This is a genomic window from Actinoplanes subtropicus (assembly GCF_000721705.1).
GTDB classification, from domain to species: Bacteria; Actinomycetota; Actinomycetes; order Mycobacteriales; family Micromonosporaceae; genus Actinoplanes; species Actinoplanes subtropicus.
In genome coordinates, this window is record NZ_JOJL01000028.1 from 170,270 (window position 1) to 188,169 (window position 17,900).

The window sequence follows — 17,900 nt, forward strand, 5'->3', positions numbered from 1 at the left end:
CGGACGCGGGACCAGGAGCAGTAGCTGATAACTCGCGTACTGTATCGGCCGCCCGTGGTGATGGTCACACCCGGTTCCGGCCGTGTCGTGGTGATGTTCGCCGCTGTGTTAGCGCGGCGGGTCTTTGCCGGCTCAGCGGCGCTGGACCGGCCACACCATTCGGACCTCGGTGCCCGGGCCGTCCTCGACGGGGCGAACCTGCAGGTCATCGACAAATCCGGCGAGCAGGGCGAAGCCTACGCCGGTGGTCAGCGCCTCGTCGGTCAGCGACTCGTCGGCGAGTTCATCCGGGGGCAACTTGGCCAGCCCGACACTTGCCTCGATCGGGGCATGATCAATCACCCGAACGGCATATGAGTCCGAATCAGACATTTCGACCGTGACGAGATCGGGGAGGCCGTATTGGTTGTGCAGGGCCACCGCCCGCGTGCACGCCTCGCCGATCGCCAGCCGTACCTCGTCAAGCAGTTCCTCGGCGACCCCCGCCCGCCGAGCCACCGCCACGCCGACCAGGCGAGCCGTCCGGACATGCACCGGCGCCGGCGAGAAGGACAGCCGAACCGTCGCCATCACGAAGCTGGACCGCTGCCGTCGCCGTCCGCGGTCGCCGCCTCGATCGTCGGGTAGATCGGGAAAACCTGGTCCAGCGCGGTGATCCGGAAGATCTTCAGCAGCGGTTCCTTGGCGCACACCAGGCCGAAAGTCCCGTTCGCCACGCGCAGCCGCTTCATCGCGCCGACCAGCACGCCCAGGCCGGTGGAGTCCAGGAACTCGACGCCGCCGAGGTCCACGACCACGTTACGAGCGCCCGCGTCGACCAGCTCGACGAGGCGCTCCCGCAGCCTCGGAGCCGTGTAGACGTCGACCTCGCCGCCCACCTCGAGCACCGTGTGCTCGGCGACGATGCGAGTCGCAAGGGACAGCTCCATCGCTCCTCCTCCCTGCGGATCTCCCCTGCGAATCTAACCACCGCCCGGGTTGCCGCGATGCACGGCACCCTCGGGGTACCCGTTTGAGGTTCGGCCCATACCGGTGTCAGAGTGCTTCGCGTGACGTCCACGGCCCACCGACCGCGGCTCGATTCCCCGTTGGTGACCCACGTAGAACGAGTGCCGGCCCGGCCGGGTGTCTCCGCCGAGTGGCCGGCGTGGGCACCGCCGGAGGTGGTGAGCGCATTCGGGGCGCGCGGCATCACCGCCCCGTGGGCTCATCAGGTCACCGCGGCATCGCTGGCCTTCGATGGCGAACACGTGGTGCTGGCGACCGGGACCGGGTCGGGGAAGTCGCTCGGCTATCAGCTGCCGGTGCTCACCCGGCTCGTCGATGATCCGCGGGCGACGGCGCTCTACATCGCGCCGGCCAAGGCGCTCGCGGCGGATCAGTTGCGCGCCGTGGCGGGTTTCGGTCTTCCGGACGTACGCCCGGCCACTTACGACGGTGACACCGCGCGGGAGGAGCGCGACTGGGTCCGCCAGCATTCCCGGTTCGTCCTGACAAACCCCGATATGTTGCATCATGGGATGCTTCCGGGACACGAACGCTGGGCGTCGTTCCTTCGCCGGCTTGCGTACGTCGTGATCGACGAGTGCCACACGTACCGCGGAGTGTTCGGCTCCCACGTCGCGCATGTCCTGCGTCGACTCCGGCGGCTGGCCGCCCGGTACGGCGGGGATCCCACGTTCATCCTCGCGTCGGCCACCTCGGGTGATCCGGCCGAGGCCGCGTCCCGCCTGGTCGGGGTGCCGGTGACCGCGGTGACCGAGGACGCGTCGCCGCGCGGGGCGCTGACCTTCGCCCTCTGGGAGCCGCCGCTGCTGCCGCCGGCCGCCGACGACCTGCCGCGGGAACGGCGGTCGGCGCTGCGCGAGACGGCCGACCTGCTCACCGCCGCGATCGTGGCCGGCACCCGGACGCTGGCCTTCATCCGGTCCCGGCGCGGTGCCGAGGTGGTGGCCGCGGTGACCCGGCGGCAGCTGGACGAGGCGGTGCCCGGGCTCGGTGAGCGGGTCGCGGCGTACCGGGCCGGCTATCTCAAGGAGGACCGGCGGGAGATCGAGCAGCAGTTGCTCTCCGGTGAGCTGCTCGGGCTGGCCTCGACCAACGCGCTGGAGCTCGGCGTCGACCTGGTCGGGCTGGACGCCGTGCTGATCTGCGGCTATCCGGGCACCCGGGCGTCGCTGTGGCAGCAGGCCGGGCGGGCCGGACGGGCGGGCGAGCCGGCGGTGGCGGTGCTGGTCGCCCGGGACGATCCGCTCGACACGTATCTGGTGCATCACCCGTCGGCGCTGTTCGGGCGGCCGGTCGAGGCGACGGTGCTGGACCCGGGCAACCCGTACGTGCTCGGGCCGCAACTCTGCTGCGCGGCGTCCGAGGCCCCGCTCACAGCGGCGGACCTCGCGTTGTTCGGCGGCGGGTCGGCCCGCGCGGCGGTGGACGGGCTCACCTCGTCGGGGGCGCTGCGCAAGCGGCCCTCCGGCTGGTACTGGACGCACACCGGGCGGCCGGAGGTCGACCTGCGCGGCACCGGCGGCGCGCCGGTGTCGGTGGTCGAGTCGTCCACCGGCCGGCTGTTCGGCACGGTCGACGCCGGGTCGTCGCACGCGATGCTGCACACCGGGGCGGTCTACCTGCATCAGGGCATCTCGTTCGTGGTGGACGACCTCGACCTCGAGGACGCGGTGGCGCTGGTGCACCAGGAGGAGCCGGACTGGTCGACCCACGCCCGGGACGTGACCGACCTGTCGGTGGTCAGCGTCCGCTCGTACGTGAACGCCGGCCCGGTCGGCCTGTTCCTCGGCGAGGTCGACGTGACCAACCAGGTGGTCTCCTACCAGCGCCGCCGGATCGGCTCGGGCGAGGTGATCGACACCCGGCCACTCGACCTGCCGCCACGCGAACTGCGTACGGTCGCGGTGTGGTTCACGGTGTCGCCCCGCGCCCTGGAGGCGGCCGGCGTCGAGCCGCCGGACTTCCCGGGCGCCCTGCACGCCGCCGAGCACGCGGCGATCGGGTTGCTGCCGCTGATCGCCACCTGCGACCGATGGGACATCGGCGGCCTGTCCACGGCCAACCACATGGACACCGAGGCACCCACGGTCTTCGTCTACGACGGCCACCCGGGCGGGGCAGGCTTCGCCGAACGCGCCTACGAGACGGCGACGGAATGGCTGAGCGCAACCCGCGCGGCGATCGCGGCGTGCGGGTGCGAGACCGGCTGCCCGTCGTGCGTCCAGTCCCCAAAGTGCGGCAACGGCAACAACCCCCTGCACAAACCAGGCGCCATCCAGGTCCTCGACGCAGTGCTGACCGCCCTCGCGGCCACCCCAGCCCCCGACCCTCGCTCTCGCGCTACCCCGCCGGAGCGCTGATCGGGCCGGCGCGGGCACTCGCGGCGGCCTTCCGCAGCACCCCGGGCAACGGCTGGACCGCCACCTCCGCCCGCACCACGATCTCCAGGCCGTCGACCGTGCACGACGTCAGCCGGGCGCCGTTGGCCGCGGCGAAGCGGGCCGCCCGCGCGCAGGCCACCGGCTCGCCGAAGACCGCGTCGGTCGCCCCGGCCAGGGCAGCCAGGTCGGCGGCGTTCTGGGCCTGATGCCGAGCGACCCGGGCGGTCCCGATGGCCGCGCCGCCGAGCCCGGCCAGCACCAGCACCAGTCCGACCCCCAGCAGCAGAACCGACGCCGCACCCTGATCCGGCCCCTCGCCCGCCTGCTCGACGCGTGGTCCCGCGCGATCTCCTGGCTTCATCCGGCCTCCTCAGGCTCGCGGGCCGCGACCGCGCGCCCCTCCACGGTGATCGCCGGCAGGTGGCTGCCCAGCAACCGCACCGGCGCCCGCACCACCACCGTGACCGTCTCCGAGTCACCGGCGACGTCCACCTCGGCCCCCGGCGGCGCGACCCGCAACGCCGCCGCCGATGACGGCTCCCCGCGGGCGCCGGCCAACGCCCCTTCCCGGGCGGCGTCGACGCATTGCCCCTTCGCGGTCACCGCCGCGACCGCGGTGAGCCCGGCCAGGAGCAGCAGGATGAGCGCCGGCAGCCCAGCCGCGAACTCGACGGTGAAGGCTCCCCGGTCGCGCCCGGGCTGCCGGCGCCGGATCACTTCAGCGCCCGGTCGAAGAGCGCGGTGAGGGCCGCATTCACGTGATCGCCGCCAACGATCTTGATCAGGACACCGGCGAGTATCGCGGCGGCCAACGTGCCCACCGAGTACTCGACAGTGCTCATCCCGTCGTCACCGGCCGTGGTCCGCAGCCGGCCAAAGTTCGCGATCAGTTTGCGCACGTGGTTCTCCTTCGGTTGTGGTTGCCAGCGGCCGGGCGGTGGCCGCTGTCGGATTCCGTAACTCCCCGGTTCACCGGGTCACGGAGGTCAGAACACGTCCCTGAGCAGGCCGATCACCACCGGGACCACGCCGACCAGCAGGAACGCCGGCAGGAAGCACAGCCCCAGCGGCAGCACGATCAGCACCCCGGCCCGCTGAGCGGCCGCCTCGACCGCCACGGCCCGATCGGCCCGCAGGTCGTCGGCGAGCCGGCCGAGCGCCCCGGCCAGCGCGCCTCCGCTCGCGCTGGACCGGACGGCCGCCGCGATCAGCCGGTCCGCACCGTCGAGCCCGGCCAGGTGCGCCCAGGCCTCGGCCGGCTCGGCGCCGAGCCGCAGCGAACGGGCGGTCCGCCGCAATCGCTCGCCGAGCGGCCCACCGAGCGCGTCGGCCACCGCTGCGGCGGCCCGGTCGATCGGCGCGCCGGCCCGCAGCACCGCCGCGAGCAGGTCGGCCCCGAGCGGCAGATTCGCCACCGCGGCGAGCCGCTCCCGCCGTTGCGCCGGAGGCTCCTGCCGCCGCAGGTACCGCTCGACGGCCACCGCGGCGGCGAGTCCCACCGGCACTCCCCACCAGGCCCCGATCAGCCCGGCGACCGCCGCCCCCGCGACCAGCCCGATCCCGATCCGTCCCGCGTCCGGCGCCTTGCCGCCGCCCGCTTTCCCCGACGCCGGCAGGCCAACCCGTCGCAGCCGATCGAGCCGCCGCCGCGCGCCCCGCCGCCACACCACGGGCACGACCAGCAGCACCGCCCCGACCAACGCCACCATCACGGCGCCACCTGCAGCTCGGCCTCGACCGCCGCACACATCAACCCCGCGCCGGACATATCCGCTGGAAGCCCGACCTGCGCGGCTCCCACGGCATCCCGATCGTCCGGCAGGCCAGGCCGACGACCCACCAGGGCGGCCAGGCAGCACGGTCGCAGCGCCACCCGCACCGGCCCACCTGCGCTGAGCAGCGCATCCAACGAACACCGCCCCCTCATCGCGAGGCCCCCGCACCGAACGACGCCGCCGCCTCGAACGCAGCCCCCTCAGCAGCGGAATCCCCCGCGGCGAGCTGCGACGCCCCCACCATCAGCCGCTCCGACCAGATCAACCCGCCACCCTGCAACAGCACCGCCCCGATCGCGCACGCCCCACCCAGCGGCGTATGCAGCAGCACCCCCACCGGATCCGCCCCGATCGCCAGCCCTAGCCCGATGCCACCCACCGGCAGCCCGGCCAACAGCACCGCCGTGGCTTGCGCCCCCGCCGCCTGCGCCGTTGCCGACGCCGCCGCCCGATCGGCCGCCCGCGCATCGGCTTCGATCCGCTCGACCAGATCCGCGGCCGGCGCCCCCGTCCGCTCGGCCAGCCGCCACACCGAGGTGATGAGCCGCCCGATCCGTCCCGGCGCGAACTCCTCCCCCGACGGCGGCAGCCCCGCCCGCAGATCGGCCGCCAGCCCGGCCAGCTTGGCGATCGCCAACTGCCGCTCGGCCAGGGCCCGCCGCCGCGCCGACCGCCGCAGGAGTGCTCGTCCCCCGAGCCCGGCGTAGACCGCCGCCACCACCGCGAGCACCGGGCCGCCGACCAGCAGTCCGATGACGACGGCCGCAGCCGCGCCGAGCACCATGCCCCTTCGCGGCCCCATCCGAAGCCGCCGACCCGGCCAGCCGACCACCGCCGCCACGCACACCAGCAGCGCGGCCCTCACGAGCCCACCCCCACCGGCGGCTCGAGCACGGCCGGCACCGGGACACCCCGACCGGCCAGCAACCGCGCCAGCGCCGTAGCCCCCGCCGCGGCACCACTCCCGAGCCGCCAAGCCGGCACCACCGTCGCCAGCCGCTGCTCGCCGGCCGGAAGCAGCACGCTCACCGACTCCAGCAGCCGCCCCTGCGGCACCCGCCCCCGCGACGCCAAGCCCTGCGGCGCCCGCCCCTGCGACGCCAGGCCCAGCGGCACCCGCCCCTGCGGCACCCGACGCACCTGCAGCACGACCTGCAGCGCCGCCACAACTTGCGCGTGCAGCGCCGCCCGGGGCAAGCCGCCGAGCAGCCCCAGCGCCTCCAGCCGGGCCGGCACGTCGGCCGCGGTGTTGGCGTGCAGCGTGCCAGCGCCGCCGTCGTGCCCCGTGTTCAGCGCGCCCAGCAGGTCGACGATCTCGGCCCCGCGGCACTCCCCGATGACCAGCCGATCCGGTCGCATCCGCAGCGCCTGCCGGACGAGATCGGTCAGCCCGATCGCCCCCGCCCCCTCGACGTTGGCCGTCCGGGCCTGCAGCGCGACCACATGCGGGTGCACCGGCCGCAGCTCGGCCGCGTCCTCGACCAGCACGATCCGCTCGCTCGGCGGCACCAGCCCGAGCAACGTGGACAGCAGCGTGGTCTTGCCGCTGCCCGTGCCCCCGGTCACCAGGTAGGCCAGCCGCGCCCGCACGATCGCCGCCAGCACCGGCGCCACCGTGGTCGCCACCGTCCCGTGCTCGACCAGCTCGTCGAGCGTGAACGGCCGCGGCCGGAAGGTCCGCAGCGACCGGCGGCAGCACCGCGTGCAGCCGGGTCCCGTCGGGCAGGCGGGCGTCCGCGTACGGCTGCCCGTCGTCGAGCCGCCGCCCGCAGGCCGCCGCGAGCCGCTGGGCGAGCCGCCGCACCTCCTCGTGGTCGCGGAAACTGATCGCCGTCCGCTCGAGCCCGTGTCCCCGGTCGATCCACACCTGCAAACCGTTGACCAGCACGTCGGTCACCGCCGGATCGGTGAGCAGCGGCGCGAGCGGCCCGGCCCCGACCAGTTCGTCGTGGACCCGGTCGGCCAGCCGCAGCACGGCCGTGTCGCCGAGCGCGCCGGCCTCTCGTCGCACGGCGTGCCGCACCGTGGCCGGCGTCGCCTCCACCCCACCCACCGCGAACTGTTGCCGCACCGAGGTAGCGAGTGCTCCATACCCGGTCATGCCAACTCCTCGATCAGCTGCCGGCACAGCTTGGCGAGCTGCCCCTTTCCGGTCGCGGCGGGCGCCCGGCCGTACTCGACCTGCCGGCACATCTCCGGGTCGGGCCGCAGCAGCCCGGCCAGCGGCAGCCCCAGCGCGTGCGCGATCTCCTCGGGCCGCAGCTTGCCGGGCGCCGGGCCGCGCACCACCAGCGCGAGGTCGTCGCGATGGACGCGGATCAGCCGCGCCACCCGGGACGCGCCGGCGGTGGCCCGCAACTCGGCCGGGACGACCAGCACCACCCGGTCGGCCGCCTGCAGCGCGAGCACCGCCGCGTCGTCGAGCTGCCGGGGCAGGTCCGCGATGATCACGTCGCGGCCGCGCCGGCCCGCGTCGAGCGCGGCCGCCATCGCCTCGCTGGGCACGAACGGCGCGTCGTCCCGCGCGAACGACAGCAGCACGAGGTCGCCGCGCTGGGGCAGCGCTCGCAGCAGCGCCGGCGGATCGATCCGGCCGCCCGCCCGGGCCAGCGCCGGCCACCGAAGACCGTCCAGCCCCTCCCAGCCGAGCAGCAGGTCGAGCCCGCCGCCGAGCGGGTCGGCGTCGACCAGCAGCGTGCGGTGCCCGGCGCGGACCGCGGTGACCGCCAAGCCGCCGGCCAGCGTGCTCGCCCCGGCGCCGCCGCAGCCGCCGATCACCGCCAGCGTGCGGGCGTCGGCTGGTGGCGGTGACGGGGCCGTCATTGCCGCGGCGAACCGGTCGACCAGCCAGGCCTCGCCGTCGGGCAGCAGGCAGACGTGCACCGGGCCGAAGCGTTTCACCGCCTCCTCGACGCCCGGCGGCCAGGTGTGCCGGCCGACGATCAGGGTGCGCGGATGTCGGGGCAGCCGCGCCCGCAGGCCGGCGACGACCTGATCGGCGCCGAACACGAGGAACGGCGCGGCGGGCAACCGGGCGCGGGCGGCGGCGGGATCGGCGGCCACCTCGACCTCGGTGCCGCCGGCCGCGGCGAGGCGCAGCAGGTCGTCGAGGAGGTCCTGATCGGCGGTCACGACAAGGGGCAGGCGCGGAGCGGACATCGCGGCTCTCCAACACGGCATCGGGCGGATGAGGCGCCCACCGTCGCCGACGCCGCCAGGGCCGCACAACGCCGATCTGCCGAGCTGTGGATAACTCAATCCGCTGTGGACAGCGTCCTCGCCGCGAGTGGATCTGCTATCGCGGAACTGTCGTGAATCTGACACCGCCCGCATATAGGGAACGACCCCCGTCGGGGGAGACGGGGGCCGTCCGAGGATTCGGCTCCGGGGGGGTCGAGCCGAATCGGCTCGGTGATCGCGGGGGGCGCAACCACCGAGGGTCAGGTGTCAGAAGCGGATTGTGGATCGTGCGACCACACAACATGAATCCCGATCGCAACAGCACTAGCATGCCTCACGAAAGGCGCACACGTCGAGTACCGATTGTGGCACGGTGCGAGGGTGGTGCCCGTCTGACGGATTTCACAGCCAGTCACCGGCCCCGCGCGGCGTGCCGGGGACGGCGGCGGTGCCCCTCTTGCGGCTACACTTTCGGCCCGTGGGCCGCAGCGCCGCGTTTTTCGACCTCGACAAGACCGTCATCGCCAAGTCCAGCGCCCTGGCCTTCGGACGGCCGTTCTACCGTGACGGCCTGATCAGCCGGCGCGACGTCGTCAAATCCGCTTACGCACAGCTCATGTTCCGCCTCGGCGGGGGCGGCGACGAGCAGGCGATGGCCCGCACCCGCGACTACTTAGCGGCGTTGACCAAGGGCTGGCGGGTCGAGCAGGTCCAGCAGGTCATCGCCGAGACCCTCGACGAGCTGATCAATCCGTATGTCTACGCCGAGGCCGCCACCCTGATCAGCGAACATCAGGCGGCCGGCCGCGACGTCGTGCTGGTCTCGGCCTCCGGCGAGGAGATGGTCCGCCCGATCGGCGCGCTGCTCGGCATCACCGACGTGATCGCCACCCGGATGAGCATCGTCGACGGTCGCTACAGCGGCGCGATCGAGTTCTACGCCGCCGGCCCCAACAAGGTCGTCGGCGTCCGCGAGCTCGCCGACCAGCGCGGCTACGACCTGGCCGACTGCTATGCCTACTCCGACTCGGCGAGCGACCTCCCGCTGCTGGAATCGGTCGGCCACCCCAGCGCCGTCAACCCCGACCGTGCCCTCCGCCGCACCGCGCTGGAAAACTCCTGGCCGATCCTCGAATTCCGCAACCCCATCCCGGTCGGCAAACGCCTCCGTGGCGGCCCAGCCGTCCCGGTCGCCGCGGCCTTGGGCGTCGGCGTCGGCGCCGCGATCGCCCTCTCCATCTATGCCCGCCACCGCCGCTCCCGAGCCGCCGTCTAACTTCAAAAATCCCTTGGCCGTACGCCAATCCTCAGCCCCCGCCTTAGCCGCCCGGCCGGTTGCAACTCCGGCCCCTCGCGCGGCCGCCGGGCTGTCCCGGCGGGCCGGCTATCGCCGACGGCTCCCGCTCCAGCAGACCGCTCGCTGCGATCCTTCGCCCGCCGTAGCTACCGCGTGCCCGCCCCGTGCATGGTCAACACAGGGTCAGTGAGCTGGGCGAATGGTTTTGGTCTGACTAATCTGAAACGCCAGGTTTGCCGCCCGGAAGCCCTGGCGATCAAGCGGCGAGCGGCGTAGAAAGAACTGGCGAGCAACGTTGCGGAGGGCCTGGAAACCGGGGATTCCCGGGGGTCGGGATACCTGAGCTTCGTCGGGATACCTGAGCTGCGGAGTGTCCGGGAGTTTCAAGGTCCAGCATCGGGGCTCGTGCACGGCCACCGGGAACCCACGCGCGATCAGCCACGGCAGGCACGTTGCGGCGGGACCTCAGCCGAGAGGCTTCAGGACTGTCGACAACGACTCAGGTGCACGCTTGATAACCCGGTCCGGACGCGCTAAAGCCGGCGCCCCTAGCGGGACGCCGGCTCTATTTTGTGCCCGTGCTCATCCGAGAACGGTCGGCTTTGCCGGCCCGCCGGGACAGCCCGGCGGCCGCGCGCGGAGCCGGGGTTGCAACCAGCCGGGCGGCGAAAGCGGGAACTCGGCCTCGTCGTACGGTCAAGTGGTTTCAAGGTTTTGGGAAGCCCGGTGGCGGGCTCGAAGCTCCTGGTAGACGGCGCGGAAGAGCGAAGGGCGGGCGTGGAAGTCGACGCCCTTGGCCCACAGTTCGGTGTTGACGCAGGAGCCGTCGTGGCGCTCGATCAGGACCGTCATGCCGGTCTCGATCTCCCAGGGGCCCAGGCGCTGGGTGGCCTTGTGCAGGCGGACGTTGGCCACGTCGCGCCACGGCATGGTGCGGGAGCGTAGGAGGCCGTGGATGCGCACGCCCGTGTTGCCCACATATGCCCCCATGCGGAGGATGCGGTGAGTGCCGATCGCCCAGACCGCCGCCAGGGTGCCGGCGACGAGCTTGGCGCCCTGGCCGGACAGGTCGAACTGGCGGACGGTCGCCCAGGCCAGGAAGGCCAGCGCCGCCGCCTCCCAGGCGATCACCAGCCAGCGGCCGGGGCCGGGTGAGTAGGGGCGGGTCCAGGTTTCCTGCACGCGAGCGAGTATCCCAGCGGTTCGTCGTCGGGCGGGCGGCATCGACCGAAGAATGACTGATCAGGCGGCGGCTAGAACCCCATCGCCGATGACGGTCAGCTCGTCGGCGGCGGCGGATACCGCGGCGGCGTAGTGCCGGAGCCACGAACGGACGCCGTCGGGGGTGCCGGTGGCGTAGGCGCCCGAGGAACCGACGTATTCGGGCTCGCGGGCCAGGTGGCCGATCTCCACGGCGATGAGGCCGCGTGGGTCGAAACCGCGGTTGATCAGGGTGAGGCGGGCGGCGGCGCGGGCCACGACGCCGGACGGACCGGCGAAGGGGCGCAGGGTGAGCAGTTCGGCGTGGACGATCGCCGCGAGGAGCACCGGCTGCGACTTGTCCGGATTTTTCGTGACAAGTTCCGCCAGGCCGCCGATACGGTCCGCGCTGCCGGTCAGCTTGCCGAGATCGTCGGCGGGGACGACGCCCCGGGCGGCCAACACGTGCAGCTTGGCGAGCACCTGACGAGGCGCCCGCGGCCAGAGATCGACGAGCCCGCCCAGACCCTCGGCGACCCGCAACGCGCCCTGCACGACCGGATCGGTGACGGTACCGCCGCGCACCTCCTCGACGTCGTACGCATGGCCCTCGAGGGCGGCACTCGCCACCGCCGCGCGCAGGCTGGCCTCGGCCGCGACCTGGCCGCCGTGCCGGCGCAGCGCCCGGTGCCGCATGGCGGTGTCGACACGGTCACGGGCCTCGGCCAGGGCGGGCGCGACGTCGGCGAGGTCGAGGAGCGGGGCGAGAGGGTCCACCAGCATACGGTAGCGGGTAAGAATCATCGAGCATGGGATGCGCGAAGTGGCTCGCAACTGGCAAGATTCGCGCAGTACCAATCAGCAATCGGTCATCCAGCGCGCCCATCGCGCCATCGGGCGCGATCCGGTGGGCAAGTGTCGCCGGGCCACACCGGCGGAACTAGTGTGCAACGAGAAACCCTGCGTAGCAGCGAAGAGGAGCCGCCCTCATGAGCGAGACATTGGCGAACCTGTCATCGGAGACACGTTCCTTCCCGCCGCCGGAGCAGATCGCGGCGGACGCCAACGTCAAGGCCGATGCCTACGAGGAGGCGGCCGCCGACCGTCTCGCCTACTGGGCCGAACAGGCCGAGCGGCTCTCCTGGGCGAAGAAGTGGGACCAGGTGCTCGACTGGTCGAACCCGCCGTTCGCGAAGTGGTTCATCGGCGGCGAGCTGAACGTGGCGTACAACTGTGTCGACCGGCACGTCGAGGCCGGCCGGGGTGACAAGGTCGCCATCCACTGGGAGGGCGAGCCCGGCGACACCCGCACGATCACGTACAACGATCTGCTCAAGAGCGTCAGCCAGGCCGCCAACACGCTGACCGACCTCGGCGTCGGCGCCGGCGACCGGGTGGCCATCTACCTGCCGATGATCCCGGAGGCCGCGGTTGCGATGCTGGCCTGCGCCCGGATCGGCGCGACGCACAGCGTGGTCTTCGGCGGCTTCTCGGTGGACGCGCTCGCCACCCGGATCAAGGACGCCGACGCGAAGCTGGTGATCACGGCCGACAGCGGTTACCGGCGGGGCAAGCCGTCGGCGCTGAAGCCGACCGTCGACGAGGCCGTCGCGCAGTGCCCGAGCATCGAGAACGTGCTGGTGGTCCGCCGCACCGGGCAAGAGGTCGCCTGGGGCGAGAAGGACAAGTGGTGGCACGAGACCGTCGAGCAGGCGAGCCCGGAGCACGAGGCGCAGCCGTTCGACAGCGAGCACCCGCTGTTCATCCTCTACACCTCGGGCACGACCGGTAAGCCGAAGGGCATCCTGCACACCACCGGCGGATACCTGACCCAGACGTCGTTCACCCACCACGCCGTCTTCGACCTCAAGCCGGAGACTGACGTCTACTGGTGCACGGCCGACATCGGCTGGGTGACCGGCCACTCCTACATCGTCTACGGCCCGCTCTCCAACGGCGCCACCCAGGTGATGTACGAGGGCACGCCGGACACCCCGGGCCGCGACCGCTTCTGGCAGATCGTCGACAAGTACGGCGTGTCCATTCTGTACACCGCGCCCACCCTGATCCGCACGATGATGAAGTGGGGCGACGACCTCCCGGCCGGCTACGACCTGTCGTCGCTGCGCATCCTGGGCAGCGTCGGCGAGCCGATCAACCCGGAGGCCTGGATCTGGTACCGGAAGAACATCGGCCGCGACCGTACGCCGGTGGTCGACACCTGGTGGCAGACCGAGACCGGGGCCATCATGATCTCGCCGCTGCCGGGCGTGACGGTGGCCAAGCCGGGCTCGGCGATGACCCCGCTGCCGGGCATCAGCGCGGACGTGGTCGACGACCAGGCCGAGTCGGTGCCGAACGGGGGCGGCGGCTTCCTGGTGCTGCGCGAGCCGTGGCCGTCGATGCTGCGTACGATCTGGGGCGACGACAAGCGGTTCATCGACACGTACTGGTCGCGCTTCGGCGCCGGCACCGGGCAGGGCGACTCGTGGGTCTACTTCGCCGGTGACGGCGCGAAGCGCGACGAGGACGGCGCGATCTGGCTGCTCGGCCGGGTCGATGACGTCATGCTGATCTCCGGCCACAACATCTCCACCACCGAGGTGGAGTCGGCGCTGGTCTCGCACCCGGCGGTCGCCGAGTCGGCGGTGGTCGGCGCGACCGACCCGACCACCGGCCAGGCGATCGTGGCGTTCGTGATCCCGCGCGGCAATGTGGACACTTCCGGCGACAAGGGCGAGCAGCTCACCGTCGACCTGCGCAACCACGTGGCCAAGACGCTCGGCCCGATCGCCAAGCCGCGGCAGATCATGCTGGTCGCCGAGCTGCCGAAGACCCGCTCCGGCAAGATCATGCGCCGCCTGCTCAAGGACGTGGCCGAGCACCGCTCGCTCGGCGACGTGACAACGCTGCAGGACTCCGCGGTGATGGACCTGATCTCCGACGGCATGAAGACCGCAAAATCCGAGGACTAGGACCGACCGTACGTTTCGGGGGCCGGCGCTCGCCGGCCCCCGAACACGTTATGGTCCTGGCATAGCACGTAACTGATCGATATCGGTTTCCCCAATACATCGCTGTCTTTACATACGTTTACCCAAGCCCCGAACGACGGGGCCGTTTTACAGCCGGGCCGCACCCCTAGCGCCCGGCCACATAAGCGGAGGTAAGCGTCGTGCGCAAGGTAGTCGTAGGACTGCTCGGCGCCGTGCTGGTCACCAGCGTCGGGGTCATGCTCCCGACGGTGGCCCAGGCGGCACCACCCGTCGACCCGGCCCCCTCGGCGATCTCGCGAGGCGAGTCCCAGGTCGACGATCTGCCCAACCCCCTCGAGGACAAACGCCGCGCGCTCCGGACGCAGGCGGTCTCGGACGTGGTCAGCGGCGAGGCCAAGGCCGAGACCAGGAACGGCAGCCAGGTCGTCAAGGTCGGCCACACCCGCGGCGGCATCGGGGGCAGAAAAGGCAAGGACCAGTACGTCGAGTTGAGCCGCCAGCGCACCGACAAGATCTTCGTGATCCTGGCCGAGTTCGGCAACGATCGGGACCCCGCCTACCCGGACGTCGACTCCGACCCGAACACGCCCGGCCCGGCGACCTTCGACGGGCCGCTCAACAACTCGATCCCCCAGCCGGACCGCACCACGAACAACTCGACGATCTGGCAGTCGGACTACTCGGCCGACTACTACCGGAACCTGTACTTCGGGGTCGGTAAGAACACCGAGTCCGTCAAGAAGTACTTCGAGTCCCAGTCGTCCGGCCGGTACAGCGTGGACGGTGAGGTCACCGACTGGGTCAAGGTGAAGTACAACGAGGCCCGCTACGGCCGGGACGTCTGCGGCAGCCACGTCTGCAACAACGTCTGGGCGCTCGTGCGGGACGCTGCCAACCAGTGGGTCGCCGACCAGCTGGCCGCCGGCCGGACCCTCGCCGAGGTGACCGCCGACCTGAAGTCGTTCGACCAGTACGACCGCTACGACTACGACGGCGACGGCAACTTCAACGAGCCGGACGGCTACATCGACCACTTTCAGATCGTGCACGCCGGCGGCGACCAGGCCGACGGCGACCCGCAGCAGGGCGAGGACGCGATCTGGAGCCACCGGTGGTACGCGTACTCGACCGGCCAGGGCACCACGGGCCCGGCGGGCAACCTGCTCGGCGGCACCCAGGTCGGCAACACCGGCGTCTGGATCGGTGACTACACCATCCAGCCCGAGAACGGCGGCCTGAGCGTCTTCGTGCACGAGTACACCCACGACCTCGGCCTGCCGGACGACTACGACACCAGCGGCGGTGGCGACAACAACAGCGAATATTGGACGCTGATGGCGCAGAGCCGCCTCGGCGCGGCCGGCGACCAGGCGATCGGCACCCACCCGGGCGACCTCGGCGCCTGGAACAAGCTGCAGCTCGGCTGGCTCAACTACGCCTCGGTCAAGGCCGGCCAGAAGAAGGTCGTCCAGCTCGGCCCGGAGGAGTACAACAGCAAGAAGCCGCAGGCCGTCGTGGTCACGCTGCCCGACAAGGCGGTCACCACCGACCTGGGCCAGCCGTTCGCCGGGACGAAGCAGTTCTTCTCCGGCAACGCCGACGGGCTCAACACCTCGCTCACCCACGACATCGACCTGACCGGCAAGACCAGCGGCAGCGTCACGGTCAAGGGCCGGTACAACATCGAGAAGGACTACGACTACCTGTACTTCGAGGTGTCCGCCGACGGCGGGACGACCTGGACCCCGCAGAACGGCACGCTCAACGGCGCGCCGCTGCCGGTCGACTCGAGCAACGTGCCGGCGCTGACCGGGAGCTCGAACGGCGCCTGGGCGGACATCGCGATCCCGCTGAACGCGTACGCGGGGAAGGCGATCAAGTTCCGGCTGCACTACATCACCGACGGCGGCGTCTCCGCGGGCGGCTTCTTCGGTGACGAGCTCACGATCACGGCGGACGGCGCGACCGTCCTGGCCGACGGCGCCGAGGGCGCCACGACGTGGGCGCTCGGCGGCTTCTCGATCGTCGGCGCGAACGTGACCAGCAAGTACCCGAACTACTACATCGCCGGCAACCGCAGCTACACGTCGTACGACCGGTACCTCGCGACCGGGCCGTACAACTTCGGCTGGACGTCCACGAAGCCCCGCTGGGTGGAGCACTACAACTACCAGACCGGTCTGCTGATCTCGTACTGGGACACCTCGCAGGCCGACAACAACACCAACGTGCACCCGGGTGCGGGCCGCAACCTCTACATCGACTCGCACCCGAAGCCGTTCAACAACGTCAACGGCGTTCCGTTCCGGTCCCGGATCCAGGTCTACGACGCTCCGTTCAGCCTGTACCCGACCGACGGCATGCTGCTGCACGTCGACGGCAAGGCCTCGCCGGTGTGGCCGCAGTTCCCCAGCCCGGTCTTCAACGACAAGGGCAAGTACTTCTACACCGAACTGCCGAACCAGGGCGTCAAGCTGCCCGCGGTCGGCGTCAAGATCGGGGTGCTCAGCCAGAACGGCACCTCGATGACGGTCGCGGTCTCCTGATCCGCACGACGGCGCCCGGGGAGCGTGCTCTCCGGGCGCCGTCCGCGTTTCCGGAACCCGCGGGGCTCGCGCCACGTCATACTCGGCACGCCTCGCTTCGCTCGGAAGGACAAACCGACCATGAGGTACGCCGAGCCGGCAGCCCTCGCCGCATTGCTGGTCGCCCTGGCAGCCGGCTGTTCGAGCATGCAGCCCATCGGCCCGGAGAGTCCCGGCTTCTCCCCCACCCGGCCCCCGAGCGGGCCGCCCAGCGAGCCCACCGACAACGACAAGCCCGCCGGCTGGATCGTCGGCACGGTCACGGCCGGCGGCACCGGCCCCTGCTACGGCCTGGTCACCGACGACGGCATCCAGTACGCCCTGCACTCCGTCGCCGGCACTCGTCTGGACAAGGGCACCCGGGCCCGGATCCAGGGCACCCCCGCCAAGATCCGGATCGATTGCGGTCCGGGCCGGTTCCTCGAGATGACGGTCGCCGAGCCGTTGCGGTGACCATCGATGCCACCGAACCGCCTAGGCTGGACCCATGGTTGACGAGTCGTGTGTCCTGGTGGAGGGGCCCTGGACGCACCGTTTCGTCGGCGCGAACGGCAGCCGGTTCCACGTCGTCGAGGCCGGGACCGGCCCGCTCGTGCTGTTCCTGCACGGCTTTCCCGAGTTCTGGTGGGCGTGGCACGACGTGCTGACCCGGGTCGCCGACGCCGGCTTCCGGGCCGTCGCGATCGACCTGCGTGGTTACGGCGCCAGCGACAAACCCCCGCGCGGCTACGACGGCTACACCATGGCCGCGGATGTGACCGGCCTGATCCGGGCGCTCGGCGAGCGCTCCGCGATGATCGTCGGGGCCGGCGCCGGCGGCATGATCGGCTGGGCCGCCGCCGCGTTCCACCCCAAGCTGGTCAGCCGCCTGGTGGTGCTGGGCGCGGCGCACCCGCTGCGGTTGCGGGCCGCGCTCTTCGCCGACCCGCGCGGGCAGCTGGCCGCCTCGTCGACCGTGCTGCGCTTCCAGGTGCCGCGGTACGAGCACGTGCTCACTCGGGACGACGCGGCGCTGGTCGGCGAGCTGATGACCCGCTGGGCCGGTCCGCAGTGGCGGAAGACGCCCGAGTTCGCGGACTACGTGGCCCGCTGCCGGGGGGCGATGCAGATCCCGCAGGCGGCGTTCTGCGCGCTCGAGGCGTACCGCTGGGTGGCGCGCAGCGCGGTCCGGCTGCAGGGCTACCGGTTCGTCAAGCTGATGCAGCACCCGCTGATCACGCCCACCCTGCAGCTGCACGGCGCGCTGGACACGGCCACCCTGCCGCGGACGGCGCAGGGCTCCGGTCGCTACGTGATCGCGCCGTACGAGTGGCGCCTGATCCCCGACGCCGGCCACTTCCTGCACCTGGAGGCGCCGGATTTCGTGACCGGTGAGATTCTGCGTTGGCTCAAGACCGTGTAGTGGCTGGTCGTCGGTGGGTGTTGCTGGTGCGGGCGTAGCGGGTTTGTTCGAGGTCGGCGTATTCGGTGATCAGTGG

At 71.9% G+C, this 17,900-nt stretch carries 16 protein-coding genes and 1 pseudogene; 6 read left to right on the top strand and 11 right to left on the bottom strand.

Annotated features, from left to right (window positions below; genetic code table 11):
• Positions 1-132 precede the first annotated feature (132 nt).
• The gene (locus IH26_RS0135970; RefSeq protein WP_030440739.1) at positions 133-573 is read right to left on the bottom strand and encodes an ATP-binding protein; all 441 of its coding nucleotides are present in this window, start codon (positions 571-573) and stop codon (positions 133-135) included.
• Positions 570-929, bottom strand: a complete 360-nt coding sequence (locus IH26_RS0135975) for an STAS domain-containing protein (RefSeq protein WP_030440740.1) — start codon at positions 927-929, stop codon at positions 570-572. The genes IH26_RS0135970 and IH26_RS0135975 overlap by 4 nt, the downstream gene beginning before the upstream one ends.
• A 162-nt stretch (positions 930-1,091) precedes the next feature.
• On the opposite strand from IH26_RS0135975, the gene IH26_RS0135980 reads away from it, so the two are divergent.
• On the top strand, positions 1,092-3,368 hold the full coding sequence (locus IH26_RS0135980) for a DEAD/DEAH box helicase (RefSeq protein ID WP_425394425.1): 2,277 nt from the start codon (positions 1,092-1,094) through the stop codon (positions 3,366-3,368).
• Here the strand turns inward: IH26_RS0135980 and IH26_RS0135985 are convergent.
• The 7 genes and pseudogenes from IH26_RS0135985 to ssd all read right to left on the bottom strand — a co-directional run bounded on the left by IH26_RS0135985 (position 3,349) and on the right by ssd (position 8,323).
• Entirely contained in the window at positions 3,349-3,750 is a 402-nt protein-coding gene (locus IH26_RS0135985) for an Rv3654c family TadE-like protein (RefSeq protein ID WP_030440742.1), read from the bottom strand. The genes IH26_RS0135980 and IH26_RS0135985 overlap by 20 nt on opposite strands.
• Positions 3,747-4,103: a TadE family type IV pilus minor pilin gene (locus IH26_RS0135990; protein ID WP_030440743.1), complete on the bottom strand. Its 357-nt coding sequence runs from the start codon at positions 4,101-4,103 to the stop codon at positions 3,747-3,749. The genes IH26_RS0135985 and IH26_RS0135990 overlap by 4 nt, the downstream gene beginning before the upstream one ends.
• The gene (locus IH26_RS0135995; protein ID WP_030440744.1) at positions 4,103-4,288 is read right to left on the bottom strand and encodes a DUF4244 domain-containing protein; all 186 of its coding nucleotides are present in this window, start codon (positions 4,286-4,288) and stop codon (positions 4,103-4,105) included. The genes IH26_RS0135990 and IH26_RS0135995 overlap by 1 nt, the downstream gene beginning before the upstream one ends.
• 87 nt (positions 4,289-4,375) lie before the next feature.
• Positions 4,376-5,098 carry a type II secretion system F family protein gene (locus IH26_RS0136000; RefSeq protein ID WP_030440745.1) on the bottom strand — a complete coding sequence of 241 codons (723 nt, stop codon included), beginning with the start codon at positions 5,096-5,098 and terminating at the stop codon, positions 4,376-4,378.
• 214 nt (positions 5,099-5,312) lie between these two features.
• Positions 5,313-6,029, bottom strand: a complete 717-nt coding sequence (locus IH26_RS0136010; protein WP_211268817.1) for a hypothetical protein — start codon at positions 6,027-6,029, stop codon at positions 5,313-5,315.
• Positions 6,026-7,265, bottom strand: a pseudogene (locus tag IH26_RS54410) (TadA family conjugal transfer-associated ATPase). Before IH26_RS54410 ends, IH26_RS0136010 begins: the two are co-directional and overlap by 4 nt.
• The gene (ssd, locus tag IH26_RS0136020; protein WP_030440747.1) at positions 7,262-8,323 is read right to left on the bottom strand and encodes a septum site-determining protein Ssd; all 1,062 of its coding nucleotides are present in this window, start codon (positions 8,321-8,323) and stop codon (positions 7,262-7,264) included. Before ssd ends, IH26_RS54410 begins: the two are co-directional and overlap by 4 nt.
• Positions 8,324-8,822: 499 nt before the next feature.
• On the opposite strand from ssd, the gene IH26_RS0136025 reads away from it, so the two are divergent.
• Complete coding sequence (locus tag IH26_RS0136025; protein WP_030440748.1) at positions 8,823-9,620, top strand: HAD family hydrolase; 798 nt, start codon at positions 8,823-8,825, stop codon at positions 9,618-9,620.
• Positions 9,621-10,337: 717 nt separating this feature from the next.
• On the opposite strand, the gene IH26_RS0136030 is transcribed toward IH26_RS0136025, so the two are convergent.
• Both IH26_RS0136030 and IH26_RS0136035 read right to left on the bottom strand, forming a co-directional pair.
• A complete protein-coding gene (locus tag IH26_RS0136030; protein ID WP_030440749.1) occupies positions 10,338-10,823 on the bottom strand; it encodes a PH domain-containing protein in 486 nt (161 codons plus the stop codon).
• Between the two features lie 60 nt (positions 10,824-10,883).
• Positions 10,884-11,624 (bottom strand): Fic family protein, encoded by a 741-nt coding sequence (locus IH26_RS0136035; RefSeq protein WP_030440750.1) that lies wholly within the window; start codon positions 11,622-11,624, stop codon positions 10,884-10,886.
• A 206-nt stretch (positions 11,625-11,830) separates the two neighbouring features.
• On the opposite strand from IH26_RS0136035, the gene acs reads away from it, so the two are divergent.
• The 4 genes from acs to IH26_RS0136055 all read left to right on the top strand — a co-directional run bounded on the left by acs (position 11,831) and on the right by IH26_RS0136055 (position 17,824).
• Complete coding sequence (gene acs / locus IH26_RS0136040; RefSeq protein ID WP_030440751.1) at positions 11,831-13,816, top strand: acetate--CoA ligase; 1,986 nt, start codon at positions 11,831-11,833, stop codon at positions 13,814-13,816.
• Positions 13,817-14,073: 257 nt separating this feature from the next.
• Positions 14,074-16,383 carry an immune inhibitor A domain-containing protein gene (locus IH26_RS0136045; RefSeq protein WP_425394426.1) on the top strand — a complete coding sequence of 770 codons (2,310 nt, stop codon included), beginning with the start codon at positions 14,074-14,076 and terminating at the stop codon, positions 16,381-16,383.
• A gap of 120 nt (positions 16,384-16,503) precedes the next feature.
• Positions 16,504-16,875 (top strand): hypothetical protein, encoded by a 372-nt coding sequence (locus IH26_RS54415; protein ID WP_051809159.1) that lies wholly within the window; start codon positions 16,504-16,506, stop codon positions 16,873-16,875.
• Positions 16,876-16,909: 34 nt separating this feature from the next.
• Positions 16,910-17,824, top strand: coding sequence for an alpha/beta fold hydrolase (locus tag IH26_RS0136055; RefSeq protein ID WP_030440754.1), 915 nt, complete (start codon positions 16,910-16,912; stop codon positions 17,822-17,824).
• Positions 17,825-17,900 lie beyond the last annotated feature (76 nt).